This is a genomic window from Streptomyces sp. NPDC042336, assembly GCF_055581985.1.
Genome location: NZ_JBVJEA010000002.1, coordinates 17222 through 42112 on the forward strand (window position 1 = coordinate 17222; position 24891 = coordinate 42112).

General features: G+C 73.7%; 26 protein-coding genes. 16 read left to right on the plus strand and 10 right to left on the minus strand.

The features are described 5' to 3' along the window. Window positions 1–70: 70 nt before the first annotated feature. The 8 genes from ACZ6IM_RS04885 to ACZ6IM_RS04920 all read left to right on the plus strand — a co-directional run bounded on the left by ACZ6IM_RS04885 (window position 71) and on the right by ACZ6IM_RS04920 (window position 9153). On the plus strand, window positions 71–463 hold the full coding sequence (locus ACZ6IM_RS04885; RefSeq protein WP_052837380.1) for an STAS domain-containing protein: 393 nt from the start codon (window positions 71–73) through the stop codon (window positions 461–463). 159 nt (window positions 464–622) lie between these two features. Then, window positions 623–1522 carry an STAS domain-containing protein gene (locus ACZ6IM_RS04890; protein ID WP_052837331.1) on the plus strand — a complete coding sequence of 300 codons (900 nt, stop codon included), beginning with the start codon at window positions 623–625 and terminating at the stop codon, window positions 1520–1522. Continuing rightward, the gene (locus ACZ6IM_RS04895; RefSeq protein ID WP_052837330.1) at window positions 1519–1950 is read left to right on the plus strand and encodes an STAS domain-containing protein; all 432 of its coding nucleotides are present in this window, start codon (window positions 1519–1521) and stop codon (window positions 1948–1950) included. Before ACZ6IM_RS04890 ends, ACZ6IM_RS04895 begins: the two co-directional genes overlap by 4 nt. Next, complete coding sequence (locus ACZ6IM_RS04900; RefSeq protein WP_052837329.1) at window positions 1950–2390, plus strand: anti-sigma regulatory factor; 441 nt, start codon at window positions 1950–1952, stop codon at window positions 2388–2390. Before ACZ6IM_RS04895 ends, ACZ6IM_RS04900 begins: the two co-directional genes overlap by 1 nt. Then, on the plus strand, window positions 2390–3451 hold the full coding sequence (locus tag ACZ6IM_RS04905) for an anti-sigma regulatory factor (RefSeq protein WP_052837328.1): 1062 nt from the start codon (window positions 2390–2392) through the stop codon (window positions 3449–3451). Before ACZ6IM_RS04900 ends, ACZ6IM_RS04905 begins: the two co-directional genes overlap by 1 nt. After that, the gene (locus tag ACZ6IM_RS04910) at window positions 3448–5187 is read left to right on the plus strand and encodes a GAF domain-containing SpoIIE family protein phosphatase (protein WP_052837327.1); all 1740 of its coding nucleotides are present in this window, start codon (window positions 3448–3450) and stop codon (window positions 5185–5187) included. The genes ACZ6IM_RS04905 and ACZ6IM_RS04910 overlap by 4 nt, the downstream gene beginning before the upstream one ends. Before the next feature lie 208 nt (window positions 5188–5395). Then, window positions 5396–6772 (plus strand): NAD(P)/FAD-dependent oxidoreductase, encoded by a 1377-nt coding sequence (locus tag ACZ6IM_RS04915; protein WP_052837326.1) that lies wholly within the window; start codon window positions 5396–5398, stop codon window positions 6770–6772. A 134-nt stretch (window positions 6773–6906) separates the two neighbouring features. After that, entirely contained in the window at window positions 6907–9153 is a 2247-nt protein-coding gene (locus ACZ6IM_RS04920; RefSeq protein WP_469554285.1) for an FUSC family protein, read from the plus strand. 24 nt (window positions 9154–9177) lie between these two features. Here the strand turns inward: ACZ6IM_RS04920 and ACZ6IM_RS04925 are convergent, their stop codons facing one another. The 5 genes from ACZ6IM_RS04925 to ACZ6IM_RS04945 all read right to left on the minus strand — a co-directional run bounded on the left by ACZ6IM_RS04925 (window position 9178) and on the right by ACZ6IM_RS04945 (window position 12446). After that, a complete protein-coding gene (locus tag ACZ6IM_RS04925) occupies window positions 9178–9612 on the minus strand; it encodes a hypothetical protein (protein ID WP_052837325.1) in 435 nt (144 codons plus the stop codon). 28 nt (window positions 9613–9640) lie between these two features. Continuing rightward, window positions 9641–10474, minus strand: coding sequence for a DUF1206 domain-containing protein (locus ACZ6IM_RS04930; protein WP_052837324.1), 834 nt, complete (start codon window positions 10472–10474; stop codon window positions 9641–9643). Window positions 10475–10610: 136 nt separating this feature from the next. After that, a complete protein-coding gene (locus ACZ6IM_RS04935; protein WP_052837323.1) occupies window positions 10611–10856 on the minus strand; it encodes a DUF5133 domain-containing protein in 246 nt (81 codons plus the stop codon). A 72-nt stretch (window positions 10857–10928) separates the two neighbouring features. After that, window positions 10929–11804 (minus strand): SigB/SigF/SigG family RNA polymerase sigma factor, encoded by an 876-nt coding sequence (locus tag ACZ6IM_RS04940; RefSeq protein WP_052837322.1) that lies wholly within the window; start codon window positions 11802–11804, stop codon window positions 10929–10931. 183 nt (window positions 11805–11987) lie between these two features. Continuing rightward, window positions 11988–12446, minus strand: coding sequence for an ATP-binding protein (locus ACZ6IM_RS04945; RefSeq protein WP_052837321.1), 459 nt, complete (start codon window positions 12444–12446; stop codon window positions 11988–11990). A gap of 164 nt (window positions 12447–12610) precedes the next feature. On the opposite strand from ACZ6IM_RS04945, the gene ACZ6IM_RS04950 reads away from it, so the two are divergent. The 3 genes from ACZ6IM_RS04950 (at window position 12611) to ACZ6IM_RS04960 (ending at window position 15103) form a co-directional block, all read left to right on the plus strand. Then, on the plus strand, window positions 12611–12826 hold the full coding sequence (locus ACZ6IM_RS04950; protein WP_052837320.1) for a hypothetical protein: 216 nt from the start codon (window positions 12611–12613) through the stop codon (window positions 12824–12826). A gap of 48 nt (window positions 12827–12874) precedes the next feature. Then, window positions 12875–14353, plus strand: a complete 1479-nt coding sequence (locus tag ACZ6IM_RS04955) for an aminotransferase class I/II-fold pyridoxal phosphate-dependent enzyme (protein ID WP_469554289.1) — start codon at window positions 12875–12877, stop codon at window positions 14351–14353. 294 nt (window positions 14354–14647) lie between these two features. Next, window positions 14648–15103 (plus strand): cyclic nucleotide-binding domain-containing protein, encoded by a 456-nt coding sequence (locus ACZ6IM_RS04960; RefSeq protein ID WP_052837318.1) that lies wholly within the window; start codon window positions 14648–14650, stop codon window positions 15101–15103. Between the two features lie 7 nt (window positions 15104–15110). Here the strand turns inward: ACZ6IM_RS04960 and ACZ6IM_RS04965 are convergent, their stop codons facing one another. After that, complete coding sequence (locus ACZ6IM_RS04965) at window positions 15111–16445, minus strand: MFS transporter (RefSeq protein ID WP_052837317.1); 1335 nt, start codon at window positions 16443–16445, stop codon at window positions 15111–15113. Between the two features lie 74 nt (window positions 16446–16519). Further along, on the minus strand, window positions 16520–17134 hold the full coding sequence (locus ACZ6IM_RS04970) for a LysE/ArgO family amino acid transporter (protein WP_469554291.1): 615 nt from the start codon (window positions 17132–17134) through the stop codon (window positions 16520–16522). Between the two features lie 80 nt (window positions 17135–17214). On the opposite strand from ACZ6IM_RS04970, the gene ACZ6IM_RS04975 reads away from it, so the two are divergent. Continuing rightward, on the plus strand, window positions 17215–18114 hold the full coding sequence (locus tag ACZ6IM_RS04975) for a LysR family transcriptional regulator ArgP (protein ID WP_052837315.1): 900 nt from the start codon (window positions 17215–17217) through the stop codon (window positions 18112–18114). A gap of 125 nt (window positions 18115–18239) precedes the next feature. Next, a complete protein-coding gene (locus ACZ6IM_RS04980; RefSeq protein WP_052837314.1) occupies window positions 18240–18491 on the plus strand; it encodes a WhiB family transcriptional regulator in 252 nt (83 codons plus the stop codon). A gap of 167 nt (window positions 18492–18658) precedes the next feature. Here ACZ6IM_RS04980 and ACZ6IM_RS04985 read toward each other — a convergent pair whose 3' ends face one another. Together ACZ6IM_RS04985 and ACZ6IM_RS04990 are read right to left on the minus strand one after the other, a co-directional pair. Further along, window positions 18659–20332, minus strand: coding sequence for an FAD-binding dehydrogenase (locus ACZ6IM_RS04985; RefSeq protein ID WP_052837313.1), 1674 nt, complete (start codon window positions 20330–20332; stop codon window positions 18659–18661). A gap of 22 nt (window positions 20333–20354) precedes the next feature. Further along, window positions 20355–20978, minus strand: coding sequence for a TetR/AcrR family transcriptional regulator (locus tag ACZ6IM_RS04990; RefSeq protein ID WP_469554293.1), 624 nt, complete (start codon window positions 20976–20978; stop codon window positions 20355–20357). Window positions 20979–21151: 173 nt separating this feature from the next. Between ACZ6IM_RS04990 and ACZ6IM_RS04995 the strand changes: the two genes are divergently transcribed. The 3 genes from ACZ6IM_RS04995 to ACZ6IM_RS05005 all read left to right on the plus strand — a co-directional run bounded on the left by ACZ6IM_RS04995 (window position 21152) and on the right by ACZ6IM_RS05005 (window position 23847). Further along, window positions 21152–21781 (plus strand): alpha-ketoglutarate-dependent dioxygenase AlkB, encoded by a 630-nt coding sequence (locus ACZ6IM_RS04995; RefSeq protein WP_469554294.1) that lies wholly within the window; start codon window positions 21152–21154, stop codon window positions 21779–21781. 77 nt (window positions 21782–21858) lie between these two features. Further along, window positions 21859–22605: an MBL fold metallo-hydrolase gene (locus ACZ6IM_RS05000; protein ID WP_469554296.1), complete on the plus strand. Its 747-nt coding sequence runs from the start codon at window positions 21859–21861 to the stop codon at window positions 22603–22605. 9 nt (window positions 22606–22614) lie between these two features. Continuing rightward, window positions 22615–23847 carry a DUF4032 domain-containing protein gene (locus ACZ6IM_RS05005; RefSeq protein WP_052837309.1) on the plus strand — a complete coding sequence of 411 codons (1233 nt, stop codon included), beginning with the start codon at window positions 22615–22617 and terminating at the stop codon, window positions 23845–23847. Window positions 23848–23863: 16 nt separating this feature from the next. Here ACZ6IM_RS05005 and ACZ6IM_RS05010 read toward each other — a convergent pair whose 3' ends face one another. Beyond that, entirely contained in the window at window positions 23864–24736 is an 873-nt protein-coding gene (locus ACZ6IM_RS05010) for a universal stress protein (RefSeq protein WP_052837308.1), read from the minus strand. Window positions 24737–24891: the final 155 nt, after the last annotated feature.

Here is a 24891-nt window from a genome sequence, read left to right on the forward strand (position 1 = left end):
TCGGGGGTATCCGCCCGGCGCGGTGGACCACACGACGGTCCGCCGCGCCGCCGCGTTGTTGGAGGTATACGTGCCCATAGCCCACAACCCGCTGTCCGTCGAGGTGACGCTGGAGCGGGAGGAGGTCGCGCTGCTCAAGGTGGAGGGGTACCTGGACGTCGACACCGCGACCGAGTTCCAGCACCATCTGGCCAATCAGCTCCATCACGGCCGCCGGCACTTCCTGCTGGACCTGTCGGCGGTCCCGTTCATGGACTCGTCCGGCATGAACATCATCCTGCGGGTCTACCAGGAGGCGCGCGAGCTGCCGGGCAGCGTGCACATCATCTCGCCGACACCGGCGGTGCGGCGCGTCCTGGACCTGACCGGGGTGAGCATCACGGTGCCGGTCTCGGAGAGCGTCGACGAGGCCCTCTCCCGCGTCGACGCCGAGCCGGAGGGTCCGCGGCTGCCCGACGCCTGACCGCCGCGCGCCCCGCATCTCGTCCGGACCGGTCGTGCGGAAGCGGGTGACGCGCCAGGTCGGCGGGTGGTTAGAGTTGTCGACCGGCTGGGTCACGTCGCCGGCATGTCGCCCCGTGCGGGGTGACGTGCGGCGCTACGCGGATGAGGAGTGGGACAGGTGCCGGATCAGGCGGAGGGAACGGCGGGAGTGCCGACGCACGAGGTCAGGGACTTGCTGCGGCGCCGCCGTGAGCAGATCGCCCAGCGGTGGGCCGACGAGCCCCTGTTCCGCGCCGTGTTCACCGTCTCGCGCGACGAGGCGGTGGAGGCGGGCAAGGCCGTCGTGGACGCGCTGGCCCAGGTCGCGGACGCGGAGCGGGTCGAGGACCCGGACGCGGCCGGCTTCACGGCGGTGCGCGAGCAGTTGGCGCGGATGGGCGCGGCCCGCTCGCGCTCCGGGCTGAGCACCGCGCAGGTGTCGAGCGAACTGGCCGCGCTGCGCCCGCCCGTCGAGAACCTGCTGGTGTCCGACCTGCCCGAGGACGCCCCGGCCGATCACGTCCGGGACTGTGTCACCACGCTGAGCGTGCTGATGGGCACCCTGCGGGTCGTGGTGATGCAGACCGCGCTCAGCGAGGGACAGGCGCTCATCGACCGCCAGCGGTTGCAGCTGCTCGAGGTGGCCACCCCGGTCATCAGGCTGTGGGACGGGATCGTGGCGGTGCCGCTGATCGGCACGCTGGACAGCGCGCGCAGCCAGGTGGTGATGGAGACCCTGCTGGAGTCCATCGTGGAGCAGCAGGCGCGCTACGCGATCCTGGACATCACCGGTGTGCCGACGGTCGACTCGCTGGTGGCCCAGCACCTGATGAAGACGGTCGCGGCGGCCCGGCTCATGGGCGCCGAGTGCATAGTCTCCGGCATCCGTCCCGCGATCGCGCAGACCATGGTCCACCTGGGTCTGGACCTGGGCACGGTGGTCACCCGGGCGAGTCTCGCCGACGCGCTGGGGTACGTGCTGCACCAGCTCGGGGTGGGCATCGTGACGCCCGGCACGAACGGAGCGGTCGCGCGGTGAGCCAGGTATTGCCCGGACCCCACGGGGGTCCGGTGACGGGGCATGTCCCGGTGCTGCGGCTCGGTGAGGTCCTGCTGGTCACCCTCCAGGGCGACCTGCACGACAGCACGGCCCAGCAGCTCCAGGAGGACCTTGCCGAGACCATCGTGCGCAGCGGCGCCACCGGCGTGATCATCGACGTCTCCGGGGTGGAGATCGTCGACTCCTTCCTGGGCCGGATCCTGGCCGAGATCGCCGGGCAGACCGGTCTGCTGGCCGCGCGGACCGTGCTGGTCGGCATGCGCCCGGCGGTCGCCATCACCCTGGTCGAGCTGGGCCTGACGCTGCCGGGCGTGCACACCGCGCTCAGTACCGAGGTGGCCATGGAGGTCCTCGGGCAGCAGGCCCCTTCGGCCCGCTTCGGCGGCATCGGCCAGGAGCGTTTGTGATGCACACTGCCGCGGGCTCCCAGGCCCGCCTGCCGATCCGTTCGGACATGGATCTGGTGTGGGTGCGACAGCATGTGCGGCAGGCGGCCGCCCAGCTCGGCTTCGGTCTGGTGGACCAGACGAAGCTGGTCACGGCGGCCAGTGAGCTGGCCCGCAACACGCTCGTGTACGGCGGTGGCGGCACCATGGAGACGGAGTCGCTCGTCGAGGGGACCACGCACGGGCTGCGGCTGACCTTCAGCGACGAGGGGCCCGGCATCCCGGACCTGGAACAGGCCCTCAGCGACGGCTTCACTTCCGGCGAAGGGCTGGGCATGGGGCTGGGCGGCGCGCGGCGCCTGGTGCACGAGTTCGCGATCGAGAGCGCCCCGGGCTCCGGGACGACCGTACGGGTGACGTCCTGGGTGGGCAGGCCGCCACGCCCGCGTGGGGAGTCCTGATGCCGCGCGTGTGGGACGTCCCGGTGCACGACTCGACCCGGGTGCGCGACGCCCGGGTGGCCGCGGAGCACGCGGCGGCCCTGGCCGGTCTCGACGAGCAGCGGACCTCGACGGTGGCGCTGGTGGCGACCGAACTGGCCACGAACCTGCTCAAGCACGCCGGGGGCGGGCGGGTCGTCGTCGACGTGGTCGCCCCGCCCTTCCTCCCGGCCGGTTCGCGGGCGACGCCGCGGGTGCAGGTCGCCACGATCGACCACGGGCCCGGCATCGCCGACGTGTCCGCCGCGCTGCGCGACGGTTTCACCACCACGGGCTCCCTCGGCGCGGGTCTGGGCACCTGTGCGCGCCTCGCCGACGACTTCGACCTGCACAGCGTCCCCGGCCGGGGCACGGTGGTGGTCGCCCGGGTCGGTATGCCCGGGGCCCGCGTCACCGACACCGGTCCGGCGGGCCGGCTGCGGGCCGGTGCGGTGAACGTCCCGTTCGGCGGTGCGGAGTACTCGGGTGACGCCTGGGCCTGGGTCCGGGACGGCGATCTCGTCACGCTGATGCTGGCCGACGGTCTCGGCCACGGTCCCGAGGCCGCCCGTGCCTCCGACGCCGCCGTGGAGGCGCTGCGCGCCGCCGCCCACCTGCCGCCGGCCGAGGCGGTGCGGCGGCTCGACCGGGCGCTGGCCGGCACCCGCGGCGCGGCCGTCGCGGTGGCCCAGGTGGACACGCGGGCCTCGGTGCTCCGCTTCACCGGCGTCGGCAACATCGGGGCGCGGCTGTGCGAGGGCGGCACCTGGCGGCACCTGGTGTCGCGGCCCGGCATCGTCGGCACCCACCGGCCCACCACGCTGCGCGAGGAGGTGGCGCCCTGGGCGGACGACCGGGTGCTGGTCCTGCACAGCGACGGTCTGCCGAGCCGGTGGTCGCCGACGTCCGAAACGTGCCGCACGACAACCGACCCGGCGGTGACCGCCGCCGTCACGATCCGTGACGCCAGCAGCCCGGCCCGGCCCGTACGGGACGACACCGCCGTCGCCGTGCTGGCCCCGACCCCGCCGGACGGCCCATGACCCGAACCTGGCAGATCACCGACGTCACCGACGCGGCGCGGGCGCGCATCGCCACGGCGCGGCTGGCCGCCGCCTTCGGTGTGCCGCCCGTGGAGCGGGCGCGGCTGACCGCCTCGCTCGGCGCACAGCTGCGGCTGTGCCTGACCAAGGGCGGCATCTGGCGGCTCACCCTGGAGACGGGCACGGTCTCCCGCGCCCCGGCGGGGGCCGGGGAGAGCGTGCTGCACGCCGTGGTGACGCCGTCGCCCGGGGCCGCCGCCGCCGGGCAGCCGCCGTGGCGGATCACGGTGCCGTGCCCCGAGCCCGCGGCGGACGTGGACGCCGGCGCCGACGCGGCGGCGGACGACCCGGTGCTGCTGGCGGAGGTCCTGCTGGGCGCCGACGAGGACACGGCGCTGGTGCTGGAACGCCTCACCGAGCAGGAGGGCCTGGTCGAGTTCCACCGGGAGGAGCTCCAGCAGACGAACCAGGGCGTGGTGGCGCTGCACGCCGAACTGGACGCCGCCGGACGGGCCCAGCGCGAGGCGTTCGCCGCCGAGCGCAAGGCGCGTACGGAGGCGGAGAACGCCCGGCGCAGGCTGACTTTCCTGGCGGACGCGAGCGCCGTGCTCACGGCATCCCTGGACCATCACGAGATCGTGCGCCGGCTGCCGGAGCTGCTGGTGCCCGAGTACGCGTCGAGTGTCGACATCTGGCTCTTCGACCAGGACGGCGACCGGTCCGGTCCCGCCCACGCGGCCGCCGCCGTGGTCGCCGCCCGCACCGGGCGCCCGCAGTACGCCGCCACGCACCCGGGCGGACTGCCCGGCGTCGACGACCAGCCGCCCTCGGCGCTGGCCCCGGAGCGGCCCCTGCTGTGCATCCCGCTGCCGACGCGGCAGGCGCCCCTGGGGGTGGTGACCCTGTCCCCGCCCGGGGAGCGCTGGGACGCGGACGACGCCGTGATGCTGGTCGAGCTGACCCGGCGGGCCAGCATCGCGATCGACCATGCCCAGCGCTACCAGCACAACCGCGACATCGCCGAGACGCTCCAGCGGGCCCTGCTGACGGAGCTGCCGGCCCCGCCCGGGCTCGCGCTTGCCGCGCGCTATCTGCCGGCCACCCACGGGCTGAACATCGGCGGTGACTGGTACGACGCGTTCCGCCAGCCCGACGGCGGTGTCATCACCGTGGTCGGGGACGTCACCGGGCACGGGCTGCGCGCGGCGGTGATGATGAGTCAGCTGCGCACCGCCCTGCGCGCGTACGCGGTGGACGGCGGCAGTCCCGGGCAGCTGCTGACCCGGCTGCACACCTTCCTGCACCACCTCCAGCCCGACCTGTTCGCCACCGCGGTCATCGCGCGCTTCCACCCCGACGACCCGACGGTGACGTGGGCGGCCGCCGGTCATCCGCCGCCGGTGCTGCGTACCCCGGACGGGCGGGTGCGCACCCTGGACGACAAACCCGGTGCGATGCTCGGCATCCCGCTGCGGCAGGAGATCGCGGACCACACGGTGCCCATGGCGCCCGGTTCGACGCTGGCGCTGTACACGGACGGTCTGGTGGAGCGCCGGGCCCTGGGCATAGACCCGGGCATCGCGCGGCTGGCGGACGCGCTCGGGTCGTTCGGCCCGGCGGAGCTGGACACGGACCTGGAGGGCTCGGCGGACGGGATCCTGCGTCCGATGCTCAGCGACTCCGAACGGGACGACGACGTGTGCCTGCTGCTGTGTCACCTGCGCGCCGCGGCCTGATCCCGCGGGAAAAGTTCCGGCGGATCGCTCCCGCCCGGTGCGTTCCGGGTCCGGGCGGGGCATGGTGGTGATCAGGGCGTGTCGCCTGCCTGCCGCACCCGGCTGGCCGAAGCGGTCCGGGCGCGGTCGCATGGACGAGGTGCGAAGCGGCGATCCTCGGGCAGGCGAATGGCGTCCGCGGCAGACCGCCCCGGAGCCGCAGAAAGGGATGAACACCGTGACACGACCCAGGATCCTGGTGGTCGGCGCAGGTTTCGCCGGCGTGGAGTGCGTCCGTCGTCTGGAACGCAGGCTCTCGCCGAACGAGGCCGAGATCACCCTGGTGACACCGTTCTCCTACCAGCTCTACCTGCCCTTGCTGCCGCACGTCGCCGCCGGGGTGCTCACCCCCCAGTCGATCGCGCTCTCCCTGCGCCGCAGCAGCAAGTACCGGACCCGGATCATCCCGGGCGGCGCCATCGGGGTGGACCTCAAGGCGAAGGTCTGCGTGGTGCGCACCATCACCGACCGCATCGTCAACGAGCCCTACGACTACATCGTGCTGGCGCCGGGCAGCATCACCCGCACCTTCGACATCCCCGGGCTCACCGACAACGCGTTCGGCATGAAGACGCTGGCGGAGGCCGCCTACATCCGCGACCACGTCATCTCCCAGCTGGATCTCGCCGACGCCAGCCAGGACCCGGTGGAGCGCGCATCCCGGCTGCAGTTCGTGGTGGTGGGCGGCGGCTACGCGGGCACCGAGACCGCGGCCTGTCTGCAACGGCTGACGCACGCGGCCGTCAAGCGCTACACCCGGCTGGACCCGGCCCTGATCAAGTGGCATCTGATCGACATCGCGCCGAAGCTGATGCCGGAGCTGGGCGAGAAGCTCGGCCGTGACGCGCAGGAGATCCTGACGCGGCGCGGCATCGACATCTCGCTGGGTGTCTCCATCGCCAAGGCCGCGCCCGAGGAGGTCACCTTCACGGACGGCCGGGTGGTGCCCACCCGCACGCTGATCTGGACGGCGGGCGTGGTGGCGAGCCCGCTGATCGCCACGCTCGGCGCCGAGACGGTCAAGGGCCGGCTCGCGGTCACCGCGGAGATGTGCCTGCCGGACCACGACGGGGTGTTCGCGCTCGGCGACTCCGCGGCCGTGCCCGACCTGGCCAAGGGGCAGGAGGGCGCCGTCTGCCCGCCCACCGCCCAGCACGCCATGCGGCAGGGCCGGCACGTCGCCGAGAACCTCATCGCGACCCTGCGCAACCAGCCGATGCGGCCGTACGTGCACAAGGACCTCGGCCTGGTGGTCGACCTGGGCGGCTCCGACGCGGTCTCCAAGCCGCTGGGCATCGAGCTGAAGGGCCTGCCCGCGCAGGCGGTGGCGCGCGGCTACCACTGGTCGGCGCTGCGCACGGGCGTGGCCAAGGCCCGGGTGGCGGCCAACTGGGCGCTCAACGCGGTCGCGGGCGACGATTTCGTCCGCACCGGCTTCCAGGCCCGCAAGCCCGCCAAGCTGAAGGACTTCGAGTACACCGACGCCTACCTGACCCCGGAACAGGTGCGGGAGCGGGTCGCGGAGGCGGACCGCGCCGAGCGGTGACCCCCGGCCGCCCCCACGTCCGCTGACGGACCGGGGCATGACATGCTGAGAAGTGGATCTCGGCGTGAACCGGCCGGGACGTGGCGGGAACCGGCTGTGAGGGCCGGCTGTGAATCGGGAGAGTGTACGGCGGCGTGAAGGCAGCGGGACGCTCGGCGCGGACACGGCTGCGGGACCGCGTCGCCGCGTCCGATCCGGGGCTGTTGCGGCTGACGGCGGGCTTGCGGACGGTGGGCGCCATCGCGCTGACGCTGGGCGTGCTCGCCGTGTTCGGCGTGGACGTCAAGCATCTGGTGGCGGGCGCCATGGCGGCGATGGTCGCGACCTTCGCGATCCGGGAGAAGGAACCGGTCCCGCAGGCCGTCACTCTGGCGCTGGGCCTGCCCGTCGCCCTGGCGTCGGTCTCGCTGAGCCCACTGCTCACCTCGCGGGTCGTCCTCGGTGACGCCTTCTTCGTCGTCCTGATCTTCTGCGCGGTCTTCGTCCGCCGGTTCGGCGACCGGGGAACGGCGCTCGGGCTGATCGGCTTCCAGGTCTACTTCGTGTCGCTGTTCGTCGGCGCGAAGGTCTCCGGGCTGCCGGGGCTGTGGGCCGCCATCGGCGTGGCGTTCGCGTCCAGCGCGGTGGTGCGCTTCGGGGTGGTCCCGGCGACGCCGGCGCGCATCCTGGGTCTGCTGCGGCAGGCCTTCCGCGCCCGGCTGGCCCAGCTGATCGCCACGCAGCTCGACCTGCTGGACGCCGGGCCCGACGACATCGACAGGACGCTGGAGCGCCTGCGGGACGGCACCGCGCGCCTGCACGAGACCGCCCTGATGATCCAGTCCCGGCTGGAGGAGGGCACGCCCGACCCGTCCACGGCACGCCTGGTGCAGCGGCGCATCGCGGACGCCGAGATCGCCGCCGAGCGCCTCGGTCTGCTGCTGCTGACCGCGCGCAGCGCCGAACGGGCGGACACCCTCACGCTGCACCTGCCGGGGGCGCCGGCCCCCGCGGTGGGCCGCTCGCCCGCGCCCGGCGAGGCCACGGAGACCCTGCGCCGCGATCTCACGGCGCTGCGCACCCTGGTGCTGCGGCCGCCCGCGGAGGCACGCGGGACGGCCCTGGCCCACCTGCGCAACCGGCTGCTCGGCTACCGCGACGAGGAGAACCTGCCCGAGGCAACCGCGGCCGTCCAGGACGTGTTCCGCGGCATCGGGGAGACGGCGCGCGCGGTCATGGGCCTCAGGATCGCGCTGGACGGGCCCCAGGACGAGTCCGACGACTCACCGGCCACCGCCCGCTCCCGGGAGGAGCTGGACGCCGAGGACGCGGCCATCGACGCCGGTGAGGAGGCGGCCGAGGAGGAGGAGCAGACCGGGCTGCGACGGCCCACCACGCGCGCCGCGGTGCAGGTGGCCGTGGGGTCCTCGCTGGCGATCGTCGGCGGGGAGTTCCTGTCCTCGCAGCGCTGGTACTGGGCGGTGCTCACCTGCTGGATCGTCTTCATCAACACGGCGTCGACCGGCGAGATCCTGGTCAAGGGCTACCGCCGGCTGCTCGGCACGGTGCTGGGCGTGGTGGCGGGCATCGTGCTGGCCGGCCTGGTGGGAAATCACACCTGGACGGCGTTCGGGCTGGTGCTGGTGCTGATCTTCGCGATGTTCTACACCGCGCCGCTGTCGTACACGCTGATGTCGTTCTTCGTCACCGCGATGCTCGGACTGCTCTACACGCTGCTGCACACCTACAGCATGTCGGTGCTGGTGCTGCGGGTGGAGGAGACGGCGCTCGGCGCGGCCTGCGGGATCGTGGCGGCGGCACTGGTGCTGCCGATCCGTACGGACCGGCGGACGAACGAACTGCTCGGCACGGTGCTGGAACGGCTCACCGATGTGACGGAGGGCGCCGTCGACCAGCTCAGCGGCGGGCCGGAGGCCGACCTGCTGGACACCGCGCGGGAGCTGGACCAGGCGCTGGGCGACCTGCGGGCCGCCACCCAGCCGCTGACCCATCCGATCACGCCGCTGCGGGCGCGGCGGGACACGGCCCAGTACGTGGTGGCGCTGCTGGAGACCTGCGCCTATCACGCGCGGTCGCTGGCGGCGACGGCCGAGCTGCTGCCCACCCATCCGTCGATCGCGGCCGACCCCCGGCTGCGCGGCGCGGTGCGGCGCACGGTGCGCAACATCGAGGCGATCGCCGCCCACGTCGCCGACGAGGACGCCGGGGCGCAGGTGGAGACCGGGCCGAGCATCGCCTCGCTGCTGGAGCCGGACGCCGCCGGAGTGCCGCGCTACGGCCGCATCACGGGCCGGGTGCTGCGGCACCTGGAGCGGCTGGACGAGGCGGTGGTCGGCCTCGCCCGGCCGCTGGGTGTGTCCGTCAGGACGCCGCAGCGCTGACGGGGGTCACCGGGGTGGTGAGGGTCAGAAGTCGCTGGGCAGACCGCTCGCCTCGGCGATGCCGCGCAGTTCCTCGTTCTGCTGGTGGCGTTCCTTGAGATAGTCGGCTATCTCGCCGAGGCGCTCCGGGTCGGAGGCGGTGACCGCGTCGGTGACGACCCGGACCGGGCCGGTCTCGTCGGTGCTGATCTCGACGACCTCGTTGTCGAGGCGTCCGGTGACGGCGGTGGCGATGACGAGTGCGGCCTCGTCCCTGATCTCCTGGGGCAGCGCCTCGGCGTTGTCCCCGTCCAGCGAGAAGTCGATGGTCGGCATCTGCTGCTCGTCGATCGCCTGGAGGACCGGTTCCACCACGCTGAGCAGCAGCTGGTAGTCGTCGTTGGCCATGCGCACGCGCAGGAGGTCGAGGTAGACGTCCACGGGACGTCCGTCCGGCGGAGGAATCTCGTGTTCGTTCATTCGCCCCGTGTTCCCCGTCCCGGGACTCTCAGACCCTGCGCCAGCGGGCGAGGGCGAAGGAGAAGACGCCGAAGAGCACCAGGCCCGCGGCGACGAGGGCCAGCAGCCAGGGACCGAGGGAGGTGTCGGCGAAGGAGCGGAGGGTGTCGTCCAGTCCCTTCGCCCGGTCGGGCGCGTAGTCGACGGCGGCTCGTACGGCGAAGGCCCCGGCCACGGCGAACACGATGCCGCGGGCCGTCCCGCCGCCGACGCCGGTGACGTCGACCAGCAGCCGGGCCCGGGCGCTGAGCCCGCCGAGCTTCATCTTCTTGCGGTAGGTGCGGCGCAGTGCCTGTACGCCGATCACCGCCCCGGCGACGACGATCGCGGTGCCGGCGGCGCCCACGAGCCACCGGCCGGCGGGCATCTCCATCACCCTGGCCGTGACGTCCCGGGACTGCCGGTCGCTGGAGCCGCTGCCGCCCGCTCCGGCCGCGAAGGCCAGTACGGAGTAGGCGACGAACGCGTAGAAGACGCAGCGGGCGGCGGCGGGCAGTCGCTTCTTCGCCGTATGCCCGTCCTTTCCGGTGACTCCGAAGACCGCCTCGGACAGCCTCCACAGGGCCATGCCGACGAGTCCGGCGCCCAGCGCCCACAACATCACCGCGCCGAAGGGCCGGTCCGACAGCTCGGCCAGGGCGCCGCCCCGGTCGGCCTGCCTCTGCGAGCTGCCGAAGGCGATCCGCAGGGCCAGGATGCCGACCAGCAGGTAGATGACGCCGCGAGCGGTGAGTCCCGCCCGGGCGGCCCCCTCGGCCGCCGATCCGTTCGCGGCCCGCCGGGCGTGACCCCGGCCGGTACGTGCCAGGACACGTGCGTTCATGTGGACCTCCCCTCCCGGACTCCGCATGCCCCGGCATCGTCCGCGCACACCGGGGTGGTCGTGGACGGACGGCCGCCCGTACACCGACTGGTGGTGTACGGGCGGCCGTCCGTCGTGCCCCTGGCCGTTCCTGGCGTCAGTCGGCCACTCCCGCGTGCGCCGCGCCGGGTACGGGCTCCGGCGCCGGCGCGGCCGCGAGGTGGCGCCGGGCGGTCTCCAGGGCCCGGCGCACGTCACGGGTACCGGTGGACACGCACAGCGTGTACTCCAGGTCCCGGATCCGCGGGCCCGGCCGGCCCGTCACGTCGACGGGTTCGCTCGCCGCGGCGGCCTCGTACTCCGCCAGGAGTCCGCGCAGCACCGCGGGGTGTGGCATCAGCATCCGTCCTGTCCCTCCCTGTGCTTTCGGTGGTCCCGGTGTTCCCGGTCCGTCCGGTCGTCGTCCCTCGGCCCCTCAGGGCCGCGCCGGGTGCCCGGGGCGGGCCGTGTGCTGTTGTCCCAGCGCCTCGTCGCGGACGCGGGCGCAGCTGCGGCTGATGAGCCGCGAGACGTGCATCTGCGAGATGCCCAGGCAGTCGGCGATCCGGCTCTGCGTCATGTCCTCGAAGAAGCGCATGTAGAGGATGGCGCGCTCCCGTTCGGGCAGCCTGCGCAGGCCCTCCTTGGCGGACTCGCGGTCGATCACGGTGTCGTAGGAGGCGTCGGCCGCGCCGAGGGTGTCCGCGAGGCTGTAGCCGTCGTCGCCGGCCGACAGCTCGGCGTCCAGTGACAGGGTGCTGAAGCTCTCCAGCGCCTCCATCCCGGCGCCGACCTCGTCCTCGGTCAGCCCGGTGTGGGCGGCGAGGGCGGCCACGGAGGGTTCCGGGCTGCCCGGACTCTGGGCGAGTTCCCTGCGGGCGACGCGCACCTTGTTGCGCAGTTCCTGGACCCGGCGGGGCACCCTCAGGGCCCACATCCGGTCGCGGAAGTGGCGCTTGACCTCGCCGGTGATGGTGGGCACCGCGTAGCTCTCGAAGGCCCCGCGCTCCGGGTCGAAGCGGTCGATGGCCTTGACCAGGCCGAGCGCCGCGACCTGGCGCAGGTCCTCGATGGATTCCCCGCGGTCCCGGAACCGCCCGGCGATCCGGTGGGCCATGGGCAGCCAGGCCGTGACGAGCTCGTCGCGGACGGCGTCGCGCTCGGGTCCGTCCGGCAGCCCCGCCAGGCGGCCGAAGAGGGCCATGGTGTCGGGAGCGTCGTCGTGCCGACGGCGGGCGGAAGCGTTCGAGGGGTCGGCGGGCTGGGCGGACTGGGGGGTACCGGGACGGATGGTGGGCGTTTCTATGAGCATGCGGATCCGCTCCTGAACGGTGGTCTCAGGGGACTTTCCGCGGGAACGGTGCTGTCCGGACGCCCGGGCACACCCGGGGCACCGAAGCAGCCGTACCGCTCCCGCTGCTGCGCCTCCGGTCCGAAGCACGAATCTGCGACTGCCCCTGCCCCGGTGGAACAAACTCCGCTTTTCGAAAAGTCATCAGGACAGCGGAACGACCACCGTGATGCACTTGCCTCCGGAGGGAAGGTCTGCCACGCACACCTCGCGGGCCAGCCGGCAGACGATCGGCCAGCCCCGGCCGCCGAGGCGCCGGCGGCCCCGGTCGTCCGTGGACGGCACGGCCACCGGCAGGTCGTGGCTGCGGTCGCACACCGACAGGCGCACTCCCGGTTGCACGCCGGGTCCCACGACGTCGACCCGGAAGTCGGTGACGCCCCCGCCGTGCAGGATGGCGTTGGTGGTCAGTTCCGAGGCGACGAGCACGGCGTCCGACAGGGCGCCCGCGTCGCAGGACGCGCCGCCGTGGGCGCCGGGACACTCGGTGACGGCCCGTTCGACCGCCCTGCGGGCGTCGGCGGGCCTGCACGGCCGGTACCGGCGGCGGGTGTCCTTGCCGCGCTGCTCGACCCTGTGTTGAGTCGTGTCCCTGTCACGCATCCGTCAGCTCCCTGGTCGGTGGGCCGGGCCGGTCCGGCCGTGCGCGCGCCGTACGGCCTCGTCACTGTCGGCTCACCTCTGCGAGTGCGGGCAAACCTCCGGTCCGTGCGGTCCAGGGGCCGTCCGGGGGCCATCCAGGGGCCCAGCGGGGGTACGCGGAGTGCATGACGGATGTTGTGGACTCGGACGAACTGCTGCGCCGGATGCACCGGGCGAGGGCCTGCGCGCTGGAGGAGGGGAGGCACTGGCGGGCGCGCAGCGAGGAGCTGCGGTCGACCGACCCGGAGGGCTCGCGGGAGGCCGCCGTGCGGACGGTGGCCTACGAGGCCGTCCTGCGGGTGCTGGACGAGGTGCTGACCCCGGGCCGGACCACGCGGTGAGCGGCCGCGGGACGGATTGACGCGGCGCCGGACGGGAAACCGGTCGGCATGACAGCGGATCACAGCCGAGCACCGGTCCTGGAAGCCCTCGTCGAGTACCGCCGCGAGGGGCGGCTGTCGTTCACGCCGCCGGGTCACAAGCAGGCGCGCGGGGCGGACCCCGCGGTGCGCGAGGTGCTGGGTGACGCGGTGTTCTACGGTGACGTGCTGGCGACGGCCGGACTCGACGACCGGCTCACCCGGGGGCGGGTGCTCCAGCGTGCCCAGGAGCTGATGGCGGACGCCGTCCACGCGGACCACACCTTCTTCTCGACGTGCGGGAGTTCCCTCTCGGTGAAGGCGGCGATGCTGGCGGTCGCGGGCCCGCACGAGAAGCTGCTGATCGGCCGGGACGCCCACAAGTCCGTGGTCTCGGGGCTGATCCTGTCCGGCATCGAGCCGGTCTGGGTGGAACCGCGCTGGGACGCGGAGCGGCATCTGGCCCATCCGCCGTCCGCCGAGGCGTTCGAGGAGGCCTTCGCCGCCCACCCCGACGCCAAGGGCGCCCTGGTGACCAGCCCGACGCCGTACGGCGCGAGCGCCGACCTGCGGGCCGTCGCCGAGGTCTGCCACCGGCGTTCGGTGCCGCTGATCGTCGACGAGGCGTGGGGGGCTCACCTGCCTTTCCACCCCGATCTGCCGTCCTGGGCGATGGACGCGGGCGCCGACATCTGCGTGACCAGCATCCACAAGATGGGCAGCGGTCTCGAACAGGGCTCGGTCTTCCATCTGCGCGGCGACCTGGTGCCGCCCAAGCTCCTCGGCATGCGCGCCGACCTGCTGGGCAGCACCAGCCCGTCGGTGCTGATCTTCGCGGGTCTGGACGGCTGGCGCCGGCAGATGGCGCTGCGCGGGCACGAGCTGATGGGCGGCGCCCTGGAACTGGTGGCCGGTGTCCGGGCGGCCGTCGAGGAGATCGACGGCATGCACGTCAACGACCGGGACGACTTCTGCGGCCCCGGGGCGGCTCACGGCTTCGATCCGCTGCCGGTCGTCGTCGACCTCGACGGGCTCGGCATCTCGGGCTTCCAGGCGGCGGACTGGCTGCGGGAGAACCGCGGCGTGATCGCCCACATCACCGACCACCGCCGCATCGGCGCGCAGATCACCCACGGCGACGACCGGGAGACCGCCGACGAGCTGCTCACCGCGCTCAAGGACCTCGCCCGCGCCGCCCCGGGCCTGCGCCCCGCCCCGCGGGTCGAGGTCCCGTCGCCGGCCGAGCTGCGCATGCCGCAGGTGTCCCTGCCCCGGGACGCGTTCTTCGGCGCCACCGAGGACGTACCCCTGGACCGGGCCGCCGGCCGGGTCGCGGCGGAGATGATCACCCCGTATCCGCCCGGTATCCCGGCCGTGCTGCCGGGTGAGCGGCTGGCCGAGCCGGTCCTGCGGTATCTGCGCAGCGGCCTGGAGGCCGGCATGTACCTCCCCGATCCCACCGATCCGGCACTGGGGACGATCAGGGCCGTCGCGGAGCACGGCGCGTGAGACGGGTCACGTGCCCGGGGGCCGGATTCGCGGAACGCCCGGAGATGGTTTAGCGTTCATCCATACGTGGCGACGGAGTCGACCGAAACGTCCTCCGCGGTCACCGCTCACGGCCCTGGCCGGCCTCCCCCGTCCGGCCAGGGCTTTTTCATGCCCCCGCGCTCCCGTCCCCGGTTCAGGCACCGAATCCGTACGGGATCCCACCGTCCGCCGAGGTGCTCAGTCGGGCGACAGCGACTGAAATGGGCATAGGGAAAGCCCCGGAACCGAATCGCCGGCGAGGAGTCCCGTGCCATGACCAAAGCGATCAAACTCCTGACCGCCCTGCCCCTCCCCCAGCGCGAGCGGCTGATGGGACTCGCCCGGGAGGTCTCCTTCCCCGAGGACGAGCGGATCTTCGAGGCGGGGGGCAGGGCGGACCGCTTCTGGGTCATCCGCTCCGGCGCGGTCTCCCTGACCCAGCAGGTGACGTCCCTGCAGCGGGTCACGGTCGCCAGCCTCGGCGTGGGCGACCTCCTCGGCTGGTCCTGGCTGTTCCCGCCCTACGAGTGGGACTTCGGCGCCGAGGCGTTCAGTCCGGTGCGCGCCTACGAGTTCCACTCCGCCGCGGTGCTCGACCTGTGCGAGAAGGACCCGCAGCTGGGCATCGTGCTGGTGCGCTCGGTCGCGGAGATCCTCGCGCACCGGCTGGAGTCCACCCGGGGCCGGCTCATGGAGCACTACGCGCTGCACGGACGCGGCTCCCTGTGAGGCACGGTCAGACGCGGTAGCGGCGCAGCGCCGGCATCGCGACGGCCAGGCCCAGCATCACCGCCACGACGAGCAGCCCGCCGCCCGCCACGGCCTCCCGCGCGCCGAAGACGGAGCCCGCGCTTCCGTGCAGGGCGTCGGCCAGTCGCGGGCCGCCCGCCACGACGACGGTGAACACGCCCTGCATGCGCCCGCGCATCTCGTCGGTGGCGGCGGACAGCAGGATCGCCCCGCGGAACACCATGGAGACCATGTCGGCGACACCGGCCAGGGCCAGGAACGCCACCGCGAGCCACAGGCTGCCGCTCAGCCCGAAACCGGTGATGGCGGCCCCCCAGACGACGACCGCGCCGATCACCATCCAGCCGTGCCGGCGGGCCCGCGAGAAGGTGCCGGAGAACAGTCCGCCGGCCACCGCGCCGACGGGGATCGCCGCGAACAGCAGGCCGAGCGCGAGCCCCTCGCCGTACGGCGCGTACGTCTCCGCGGCGAGCTGCGGGAACAGGGCGCGGGGCATGCCGAGGACCATGGCGACGATGTCGGCCAGGAAGGACAGCAGCAGCACCTTGTGCCCGGCGATGTAGCGGAAGCCGGCCACGACCTCACGCACGCCCGCGCGCCGGACGGCCGTGCCGGCCAGCGGCGGCAGGGCGGGCAACTGGTAGACCGCCCACACGGTGACGCACAGGGCCAGGGCGTCGATCAGATACAGCTCCGGCAGGCCGATCAGCGGGATCAGCGCACCGGCGAGCAGCGGGCCCACCACCTGCCCGGTCTGCATGACGGTCGAGCCGAGGGCGTTGGCGGCGGGCAGCTCGTCCTCGGGCACCAGGCGGGCGATTGAGGCGTTGCGGGCCGGGGCGTTGAGTCCCCAGAAGGCCTGTTGCAGCGCGAGCAGCAGCATCAGCGCGGCCACCGACTCCATGCCGGTGACCGCCTGAATCCAGAACAGCAGCGAGGTCACCGCGATGCCGGTGTTGGTGATCAGCAGCAGCTTGCGGCGGTCCACGGTGTCGGCCACCGCGCCGCCCCACAGCGCGAACACGATGAGCGGCAGCAGACCGGCGAGGCTCGCGGCGCCCACCCAGGCCGAGGAGCCGGTGATGTCGTAGATCTGCTTGGGCACGGCGACCGCGGTGAGCTGGCTGCCGACGGCCGTGACGATGGTCGAGGACCACAGCCGGCGGTAGGCCGGGCGGCGCAGGGGGCGGGTGTCCATGGCCCAGCGGCGCCACCCCCGCCGCCGCTCTTCCTTTGGTGCCGGGGCCTTGGCCCCGGTCTCGGTGCCGCTCTCGCCACTGCTCTCGCCGGTGTCCACGCGCTTCCTACATGCTCGGTACATCTTTCGACTGCGGGGATCACTATCGCAGCTCCGTTCGAACCCGCCCGACCGCGCCTGGCCGGTTCCGGCCCGGCTCAGGCCCCGGCGACGAGGGAGACACCGAGGACGATCATGGTGGCGGCCACCAGTCCGTCCAGGACCCGCCAGGCCGCGGGCCGGACCAGGAAGCGGCCGAGGTAGCGGGCGCCGAAGCCGAGCGCGGCGAACCAGACCAGGCTGGCGACCGCCGCCCCGAGGCCGAAGGTCCAGCGCAGCGGACCCCGGTCGGCGGCGACGGAGCCCAGCAGGAAGACGGTGTCGAGGTAGACGTGCGGGTTGAGCCAGGTCAGCGCCAGGCAGGTGAGCACGGCCCGGCGGCGCGAGCCGGCGGCGTCGCCGTCCGCCCGCAGCGCGCCGGCCGGACGGAACACCCGCCGGGCGGCCAGGGCGCCGTAGCAGAGCAGGAAGGCACCGCCGACCCAGCCGACGGCGGTCAGCGCGCCCGGCCAGGCCACCACCACGGCACCGACCCCGCCGACGCCCAGGGCGATGAGCACCGCGTCGGACAGCGCACAGATCCCGACCACGGCGAGGACCGCGTCGCGACGGACCCCCTGACGCAGGACGAAGGCGTTCTGGGCGCCGATGGCGACGATGAGCGAGAGGCCGGTGCCGAAACCGGCGGCGGCAGCCGTGAGGGCGTTGTTCACACCCTCGACGCTAAGCGGACGATCACCGGGCGTACAGCTAAAGATTCTTACGTAACATCAGCCGGCGTGATGACGACATGATGACGCCTCTCGCGGATCTGCCGCTGGACCACGTGCGCACCCTGCTGGCCGTGGTGGACGAGGGCACGTTCGACGCGGCCGCCGCAGCCCTGCACGTGACACCGTCCGCGGTCAGCCAGCGGGTGAAGGCGCTGGAGCAGCGCACCGGCCGGGTGCTGCTGCTGCGCACCAAGCCGGTGCGGGCGACCGACTCCGGTGCCGTGCTGGTGCGGCTGGCCCGCCAGGTGGCGCGGCTGGAGCGGGACGCCTCGGCCGAGCTGGGCCTGAGGGGGGAGGGCGAGCCGACCCGGGTGTCGGTGGCGGTGAACGCGGACTCGCTTGCGACCTGGTTCCTGCCCGCCCTCACCCGCCTCCCCGAGGAGCCCGCCCTCTGCTTCGAACTGCGCCGCGAGGACGAGGGGCACACGGCGACACTGCTGCGGGAGGGCGCGGTGATGGCGGCGGTGACGTCGTCACCCGAACCGGTGCCGGGGTGCACCGTCCGGGCGCTGGGCCGGATGCGCTATCTCCCCTGCGCCACCGCGGACTTCGCCGCCCGTCATCTGGCGGGGCCGCCGCGGGAGGTCGTCGCCGCGGCTCCCGTGGTGGTCTTCGACCGGCGGGACGACTTCCAGGACGCCTTCGCGCGGCGGCTCGGTCACGACGGCGCGAGTGCCGCGCGGCACCACGTGCCGACCTCGGAGGGCTTCGTGGAGACCGTCGCCGCCGGGCTGGGCTGGGGCATGGTGCCGCAGCCGCAGGCGGACCCCCTGCTGCGCACCGGCCGGCTGGTGTGCTTCGCCCCGGACCTGGCGGTGGACGTCACGCTGTACTGGCAGCAGTGGAAGCTCGACTCCCCGGCACTGGCCGCGGTGGCGGACGCCGTGGTGACGGCGGCCGCGCGGGCACTGCGCCGGTAGGCACCCGGCACCGACGCGACGCCCGGGGGGCGGCCGAGCCGGTTTCGCACCGCTGCCGACAGGTCACCCGCAAGGGAGCAAGCCATGCCCGAAGGCGCGAACGCTACCGATCGCAGGTGACTTTGATGGACAACTGGCGAGAGCACGCCGCATGCCGGACGGAGGACCCCGACCTCTTCTTCCCGATCGGCACCACCGGCCCGGCCGCATTGCAGACCGAGCAGGCGAAGGCGGTCTGCCGGACCTGTCCGGTCCAGGAGCAGTGTCTGCGCTGGGCGCTCGACACCGGACAGACCATCGGCGTCTGGGGCGGCACCAGCGAGCTGGAACGCCGGGCGCTCAAGCGGCGCGAGGCCGTGCGCCGGAGGTCCGGCTGATCCCCGGAGGCGGGCGAACTCCTCGGCCGCGTACGGGAACCGGCCGGCGCGGGGCGACGTAACACCGCTCACCGCGGCCGGGCCCCCGGGGAGAGCCACGCCGCCGTGCTGCTCCGCCTCCTCGACGCCGTGTGAGGGGCGGAGCAGTCGGCGGGCGCGTCCGTCGTTCAGGCGGTCTGCCGTGCCGCCGCCCGGCCCGCCGCCCGGCCGGAGAACAGGCAGCCGCCCAGGAAGGTGCCCTCCAGCGCGTTGTACCCGTGCACCCCTCCCCCGCCGAAGCCGGCCACCTCGCCTGCCGCGTACAGGCCCTCGACCGGGACGCCGTCGGCGTTCAGGGCGCGGGAGTCGAGGTCGGTCTGGATGCCGCCGAGGGTCTTGCGGGTGAGGATGTGCAGTTTGACGCCGATCAGCGGCCCGGCCGCCGGATCGAGGAGGCGGTGCGGGGTGGCGACCCGGCCGAGGCGGTCGCCGATGTAGCGGCGGGCGTTGCGGATGCCCTGCACCTGGGCGTCCTTGGCGTACGGGTTGGCCATCTGGAGGTCGCGGGCCTCGATCTGGCGCCGGAGCGCGGCGGCGTCCAGGAGCGGCTTGTCGGTCAACCGGTTCATCTTCTCCACCAGTTGCTCCAGGTCCGGCGCGGTCACGAAGTCCGCCCCGGACCGCAGGAACGCGTCCACCGGACCCGGTGCTCCCTTGCCGAGCACGCGTTCTCGCAGGAAACCGGCGCGGTCCTTGGCGGTGATGTCGGGGTTCTGCTCGGAGCCGGAGAGCGCGAACTCCTTCTCGACGATCTTCTGGGTGAGGACGAACCAGGAGTGGTCGTGCTCCGCGAGGCCCTCGGCCGTGCGCAGGTGGCGCAGGGTGCCCAGGGTGTCGTAGCCGGGCAGGTACGGCTCGGGCAGCCGGCGGCCGAGCGCGTCGAACCACATGGACGACGGTCCGGGCAGGATGCGGATGCCGTGGCCGGGCCAGATCGGGTCCCAGTTGCGCACGCCCTCGGTGTAGTGCCACATCCGGTCCCGGTTGACCAGACGGGCGCCCGCCTCGGCGCTGATGCCGAGCATCCGGCCGTCGACGTAGGCGGGGACGCCGGTGACCATCTCGGCGGGCGGGGTGCCCAGGCGCTCGGGCCAGTGGCGGCGGACGACGTCGTGGTCGGCGCCGATGCCGCCGGAGGTGACGACGACGGCCCGGGCGGTGAGTTCGAACTCACCGGCCGCCGCGCGGCTGGAGGCGACGCCGCGCGGTGAGTCGTCCGGGGCGAGGACCGTGCCGCGCACCCCGCGGACGGTGCCGCCCTCGACGACGAGGTGGTCGACGCGGTGGCGGTGGTGGAAGGTGAGCAGCCCGTCGCGCACGGCCTGCTTCGCGTACCGCACGAAGGGCTCCACGACCCCCGTGCCGGTGCCCCAGGCGATGTGGAAGCGGGGCACGGAGTTGCCGTGCCCGCCCGCCCTCAGGTCGCCGCGCTCGGCCCAGCCGACGGTGGGCAGGAAGGTGATGCCGTGCCCCGCCAGCCAGGACCGCTTCTCCCCCGCCGCCCACTCGACGTACGCCCGGGCCCAGCGCACGGCCCAGGAGTCCTCGTCCTCGGTCCGGTCGAAGCCGGCGCTGCCCTGCCAGTCGCTCCAGGCCAGTTCGAGGGAGTCCTTGACGCCGAGCCGCCGCTGCTCCGGGGAGTCGACGAGGAAGAGTCCTCCGAAGGACCAGAAGGCCTGCCCGCCGAGGTTGGCCGCGTTCTCCTGGTCGACCAGGGCGACCCTCCTGCCCCGGCTGGTCAGCTCGTGGGCCGCGACCAGCCCCGCCAGACCCGCTCCGACCACGATGACGTCGGCATCCATGGCGACCGTCCCTTCCTGTTTGTCAGTGACGCGTGCTGCCGTCGGTGAGCAGCGCGGTGAGCAGCTGTCCCAGCCAGCCCCGGGCGCCCGCGACGTCCCGGTCCAGGAGCAGTCGGGTGGTGACCCCGTCGTAGGCGGCGACCACGGCGTGCGCGGCTTCCTCGGCGTCGCCGAGCGCGGCGGGCAGGGCGGTGTGTCCGCGGGCCCGGGCGAGCCGGTCGGCGATCGCCCGCCTGAGGCGGGCCCGGTGCTCCAGCAGGGTCCGGGCGACCTCCGGGTCGCGGGCGGCGTGCACCAGGAAGTCCGTCTTCACCAGGAGCCAGTCCCGGTCGAGGAGCAGCACCTCGGTGACGCGCTCCACGGCCGCGGGCACGTCCAGGTCGGGGCCGTCGGCGGCGAGGGCGGCGGACACCTGCTCGGCGATCAGGTCGGCCCGCTGCCGGTAGAGGGCGAAGAACAGTTCGTCGAGGCTGTCGAAGTTGGAGTAGAAGGCGCCCCGGCTGTACCCGGCGGCCTCGCACACCTCCTCGATCGACACCCGTCCGAAGCCCTTGGCGGCGAACACCGTGAACGCGGCGTCCAGGAGGTTCGCGCGGGTGCGCACGCGCCGCCTGGTCACCCGCCCGCTGGTCGCCTTCCCCGTCATGCCCGGCCCTTCGCTCGGTTCGATGCGTGAATGTATCGGATACACCGGCGTATCGAAAGGGAGGGACGGTCACGGAAAGGCCGCCACGGAAGGGCGGCCATGGGCAGAGCGGCCAGGAAAGGGTGGCCGCGGACCGATAGAACACATATTCGAACAAGGAGTACGCTGGTCCCATGACCACGCACCTCCAGGGCTCGCTCTTCGACCAGACCGACGAGGTCCGGCTGGGCCCGCTCGACGGACTGCGCCGCACCCGCCTCGGCTCCGGGGCCTGGATCGACCTGCTCCCCGGGTGGCTGAGCGGCGCCGACGCCCTGTTCGAGCGGCTGGCCGCCGAGGTCCCCTGGCGGGCGGAGCGGCGCGCCATGTACGAACGCGTCGTCGACGTACCCCGGCTGCTCGCCTTCTACGGCGCGGCCGACCCGCTCCCGCACCCCCTGCTGACCGAGGCGCGCGACGCGCTGTCGGCCCACTACGCCAGGGAGCTGGGCGAACCCTTCACCACCGCGGGCCTGTGCCACTACCGCGACGGCCGGGACAGCGTCGCCTGGCACGGCGACCGGATCGGACGTGGCGCGCGCCAGGACACGATGGTCGCCATCCTCTCGGTGGGCGCACCCCGGGACCTGCTGCTGCGCCCGGCGGGCGGCGGCGGGGAGACCGTGCGCCGCCCTCTGGGCCACGGCGACCTGATCGTGATGGGCGGCTCCTGCCAGCGCACCTGGGAGCACTGCGTCCCCAAGAGCACCCGCGCCGCCGGGCCCCGCATCAGCGTCCAGTTCCGCCCGCACGGCGTGCGCTGAGGGCCGGGCGACCACCCGCTCCCCGTTTCTGGTTGGCTGTCCCGCGCGGGGACAACCGACCTGGAACGCGGGAGACCATGAGCGCGGACGTACGGCAAGTGGCCGACGGCACCTACCTGGTGCACGGTGGCAACACCAACTGGGTCATCCTCACCGACGGCGACGCGGTGACCCTCGTCGACACCGGCTACCCGGGCGACCGCCGGGCACTGCTCGACTCCCTGGCCGCCGTCGGGAGTTCACCCGAGGCGGTGGCGGCCGTGCTGATCACCCACGCCCACAACGACCACCTGGGTTCGGCCGAGTACCTGCGCGCCACCCACGGCACCCCGGTCCTGCTGCACGAGGCCGAGGTGCCGCACGCCCGGCGTGACTTCCTCCAGCAGGTGTCGGTCGGCACGGTGCTGCGCAACGCCTGGCGCCCCGGCGTGCTGCCGTGGATGGTGCACGTGCTGCGCACCGGCGGCACCGAGCAGCACCCGGTGACCGCGCCCGCGCCCTTCCCGGCGCAGGGCGCCCTCGACCTGCCGGGCCGGCCGGTGCCGGTGCACACCCCCGGGCACACCGACGGCCACTGCGTCTACCACCTCCCCGACGCCGGGGTGGTGATCTCCGGCGACGCGCTGGTGAGCGGGCACGCCATCTCCCGGATCGACGGACCGCAGCTGCTGCCCGACCTGTTTCACCACGACCGGACGCGCGCGATCGCCTCGCTCGACGTGATCGCCGGGCTGGAGGGCGACCTGCTGCTCCCGGGGCACGGTCCCGTCCACCGCGGGCCGGTGAAGGACGCCGCGGCACAGGCCGGGGAACGGGCGCTCTAGAGTCGGGGCATGGCCTTGCAGATCAGCGCCACCAATCCGGAGCACCCCGCGCTCCTGCTCGAACTGCCCTGGCAGCTGCCGCTGGAGCAGTGGCCCGAGGAGTACCTCGTGCCGCTGCCGCGCGGCATCTCCCGGCACGTGGTCCGCTACGCGCGCGCCGGGGACGAGGTGATCGCCGTCAAGGAGCTGGCCGAACGGCCCGCGCTGCGCGAGTACCAGCTGCTGCGCGACCTGGACCGGCTCGCCATCCCGGCGGTGGACGCGCTGGCCGTGGTCACCGGCCGCTCCGACGCCGCCGGTGAGGCGCTGGAACCGGTGCTGGTCACCCGGCACCTGGGCGGCTCGCTGCCGTACCGGTCGATGTTCGAGACGACGCTGCGCCCGGCGACCATGCACCGGCTGATGGACGCCCTCGCGGTGCTGCTGGTCCGGCTGCACCTGGCCGGGTTCGCCTGGGGGGACTGCTCGCTGTCCAACACGCTCTTCCGGCGCGACGCGGGCGCCTACGCCGCCTATCTGGTCGACGCCGAGACCGGCGACCTGCACCCGCGGCTCAGCGACGGCCAGCGCGACTACGACCTCGACCTGGCCCGGGTGAACATCAGCGGGGAACTGCTCGACCTGGAGGCCTCCGGGGCGCTCCACCCCTCCGTCGACCCGGTCGAGTTCGGCACCGAGATCTGCGCCCGCTACCGGTCCCTGTGGCAGGAGCTGACCCGCACCTCCGTCTACCCGGCGGGCAAGTACCACTACATCGAGCGCCGGATCCGGCGGCTCAACGACCTCGGGTTCGACGTGGCCGAGATGCAGATCGAGCACGCCTCCAACGGCGACACCGTCACCTTCGTGCCCAAGGTCGTCGACGCCGGTCACCACCAGCGCCAGCTGCTGCGCCTGACCGGACTGGACGCCGAGGAGAACCAGGCCAGGCGGCTGCTGAACGACCTGGAGAGCTGGATGGCCACCCAGGACGACTACGCCCCGGGCGACCCCCTCGGCGCCCGCCCGGAGGTCCTCGCCCACCGCTGGGTGCGCGAGGTCTTCCGTCCCACCGTGCGCGCGGTGCCGGTGGAGCTGCGCGGCGCGATGGACCCGGCGGAGATCTACCACGAGCTGCTGGAGCACCGGTGGTACCTCTCCGAGCGGGCCCAGCACGACATCGGGCTGGACACGGCCGTCGAGGACTACCTCGTCAACATCCTGCCCAAGGCCCGGGAGACCCTGCAGCCCACGGCGGACTGAGCCGCGCGGCCGAGGCTCAGGTGTGCGGGACCACCGCCACCGGGCACCCCGCGTGGTGCAGCACGCCGTGCGCCACCGAGCCGATCCGGGCGCCGACGGCGGTACGGCGGGCGCGGCGGCCCACTACCATCAGCTGGGCGTTCGCGGACACCGACAGCAGCACCTGGCCCGCGCTGCCCATCTCCACGTGTTCGACCACCGGGACGTCGGGGAAGCGCTCGCGCCACGGTGCGAGGGCCTCGGCGAGTGCCTTGCGCTCGTACTGCTCCAGGCCCCCGGCCTCGTCGGCGAGCGCCATCGAGCCCGGGCTGTAGGTGAAGACGGTCGGCAGGGTCCAGGCCCGCACGGCGCGCACGGTGGCGCCCCGGGCGGCGGCCGCCTCGAAGGCGAACCCGATGACGTCGGCGCTGTCCTCCGGCTCGCCCTGCTGGCCCACGACGACCTCGCGGCCCGCGGCCTCGGCGGCGGCCTCGTCGCCGGCCCGGACGAGGACGACCGGCCGGGGCGCCTCGGCGATCACCTGCTGCCCGACCGAGCCGAGCAGGAAGCCGACGACGGCCCCGTGGCCGCGCGAGCCGAGGACCAGCGTCTCGGCGTCGGCCGCGGCGGCGAGCAGGGCCGCGACGGCGTCGCCCTCGCGGACGTCGGTGGTCACCGTGAGACCGGGATGCCGTTCGGTGGCCGTCGCGACCGCCTGGGCGAGGGCGTCCCGCGCCCACCCCTCCTGGGTCTCGCGGTCCACCGCGTCTGTCGTGCCCTGGCCCTGGAACCGCCAGGCGTGCACAACGTGCAGCGGGGCCCGGCGGCGGACCGCCTCCCTCGCCGCCCAGGCCAGTGCGGCCAGGCTCTCCTCCGAACCGTCCGAGCCTGCCGTGATCGGGCGCGTCATGCGGGTCCCTCCCTGGGTCGCGGGAACGTCGTTCTCGGAGCCCAGTCTTCCCCAGGCCGCCCGCACGGCCGCGCGGGGGGGAGCGGTCCGACGCCGGCGCCCCGCCCCCGCCGCCCGAGCGAGGACCCGCGATCGAACATACGATGGCCGCAGGC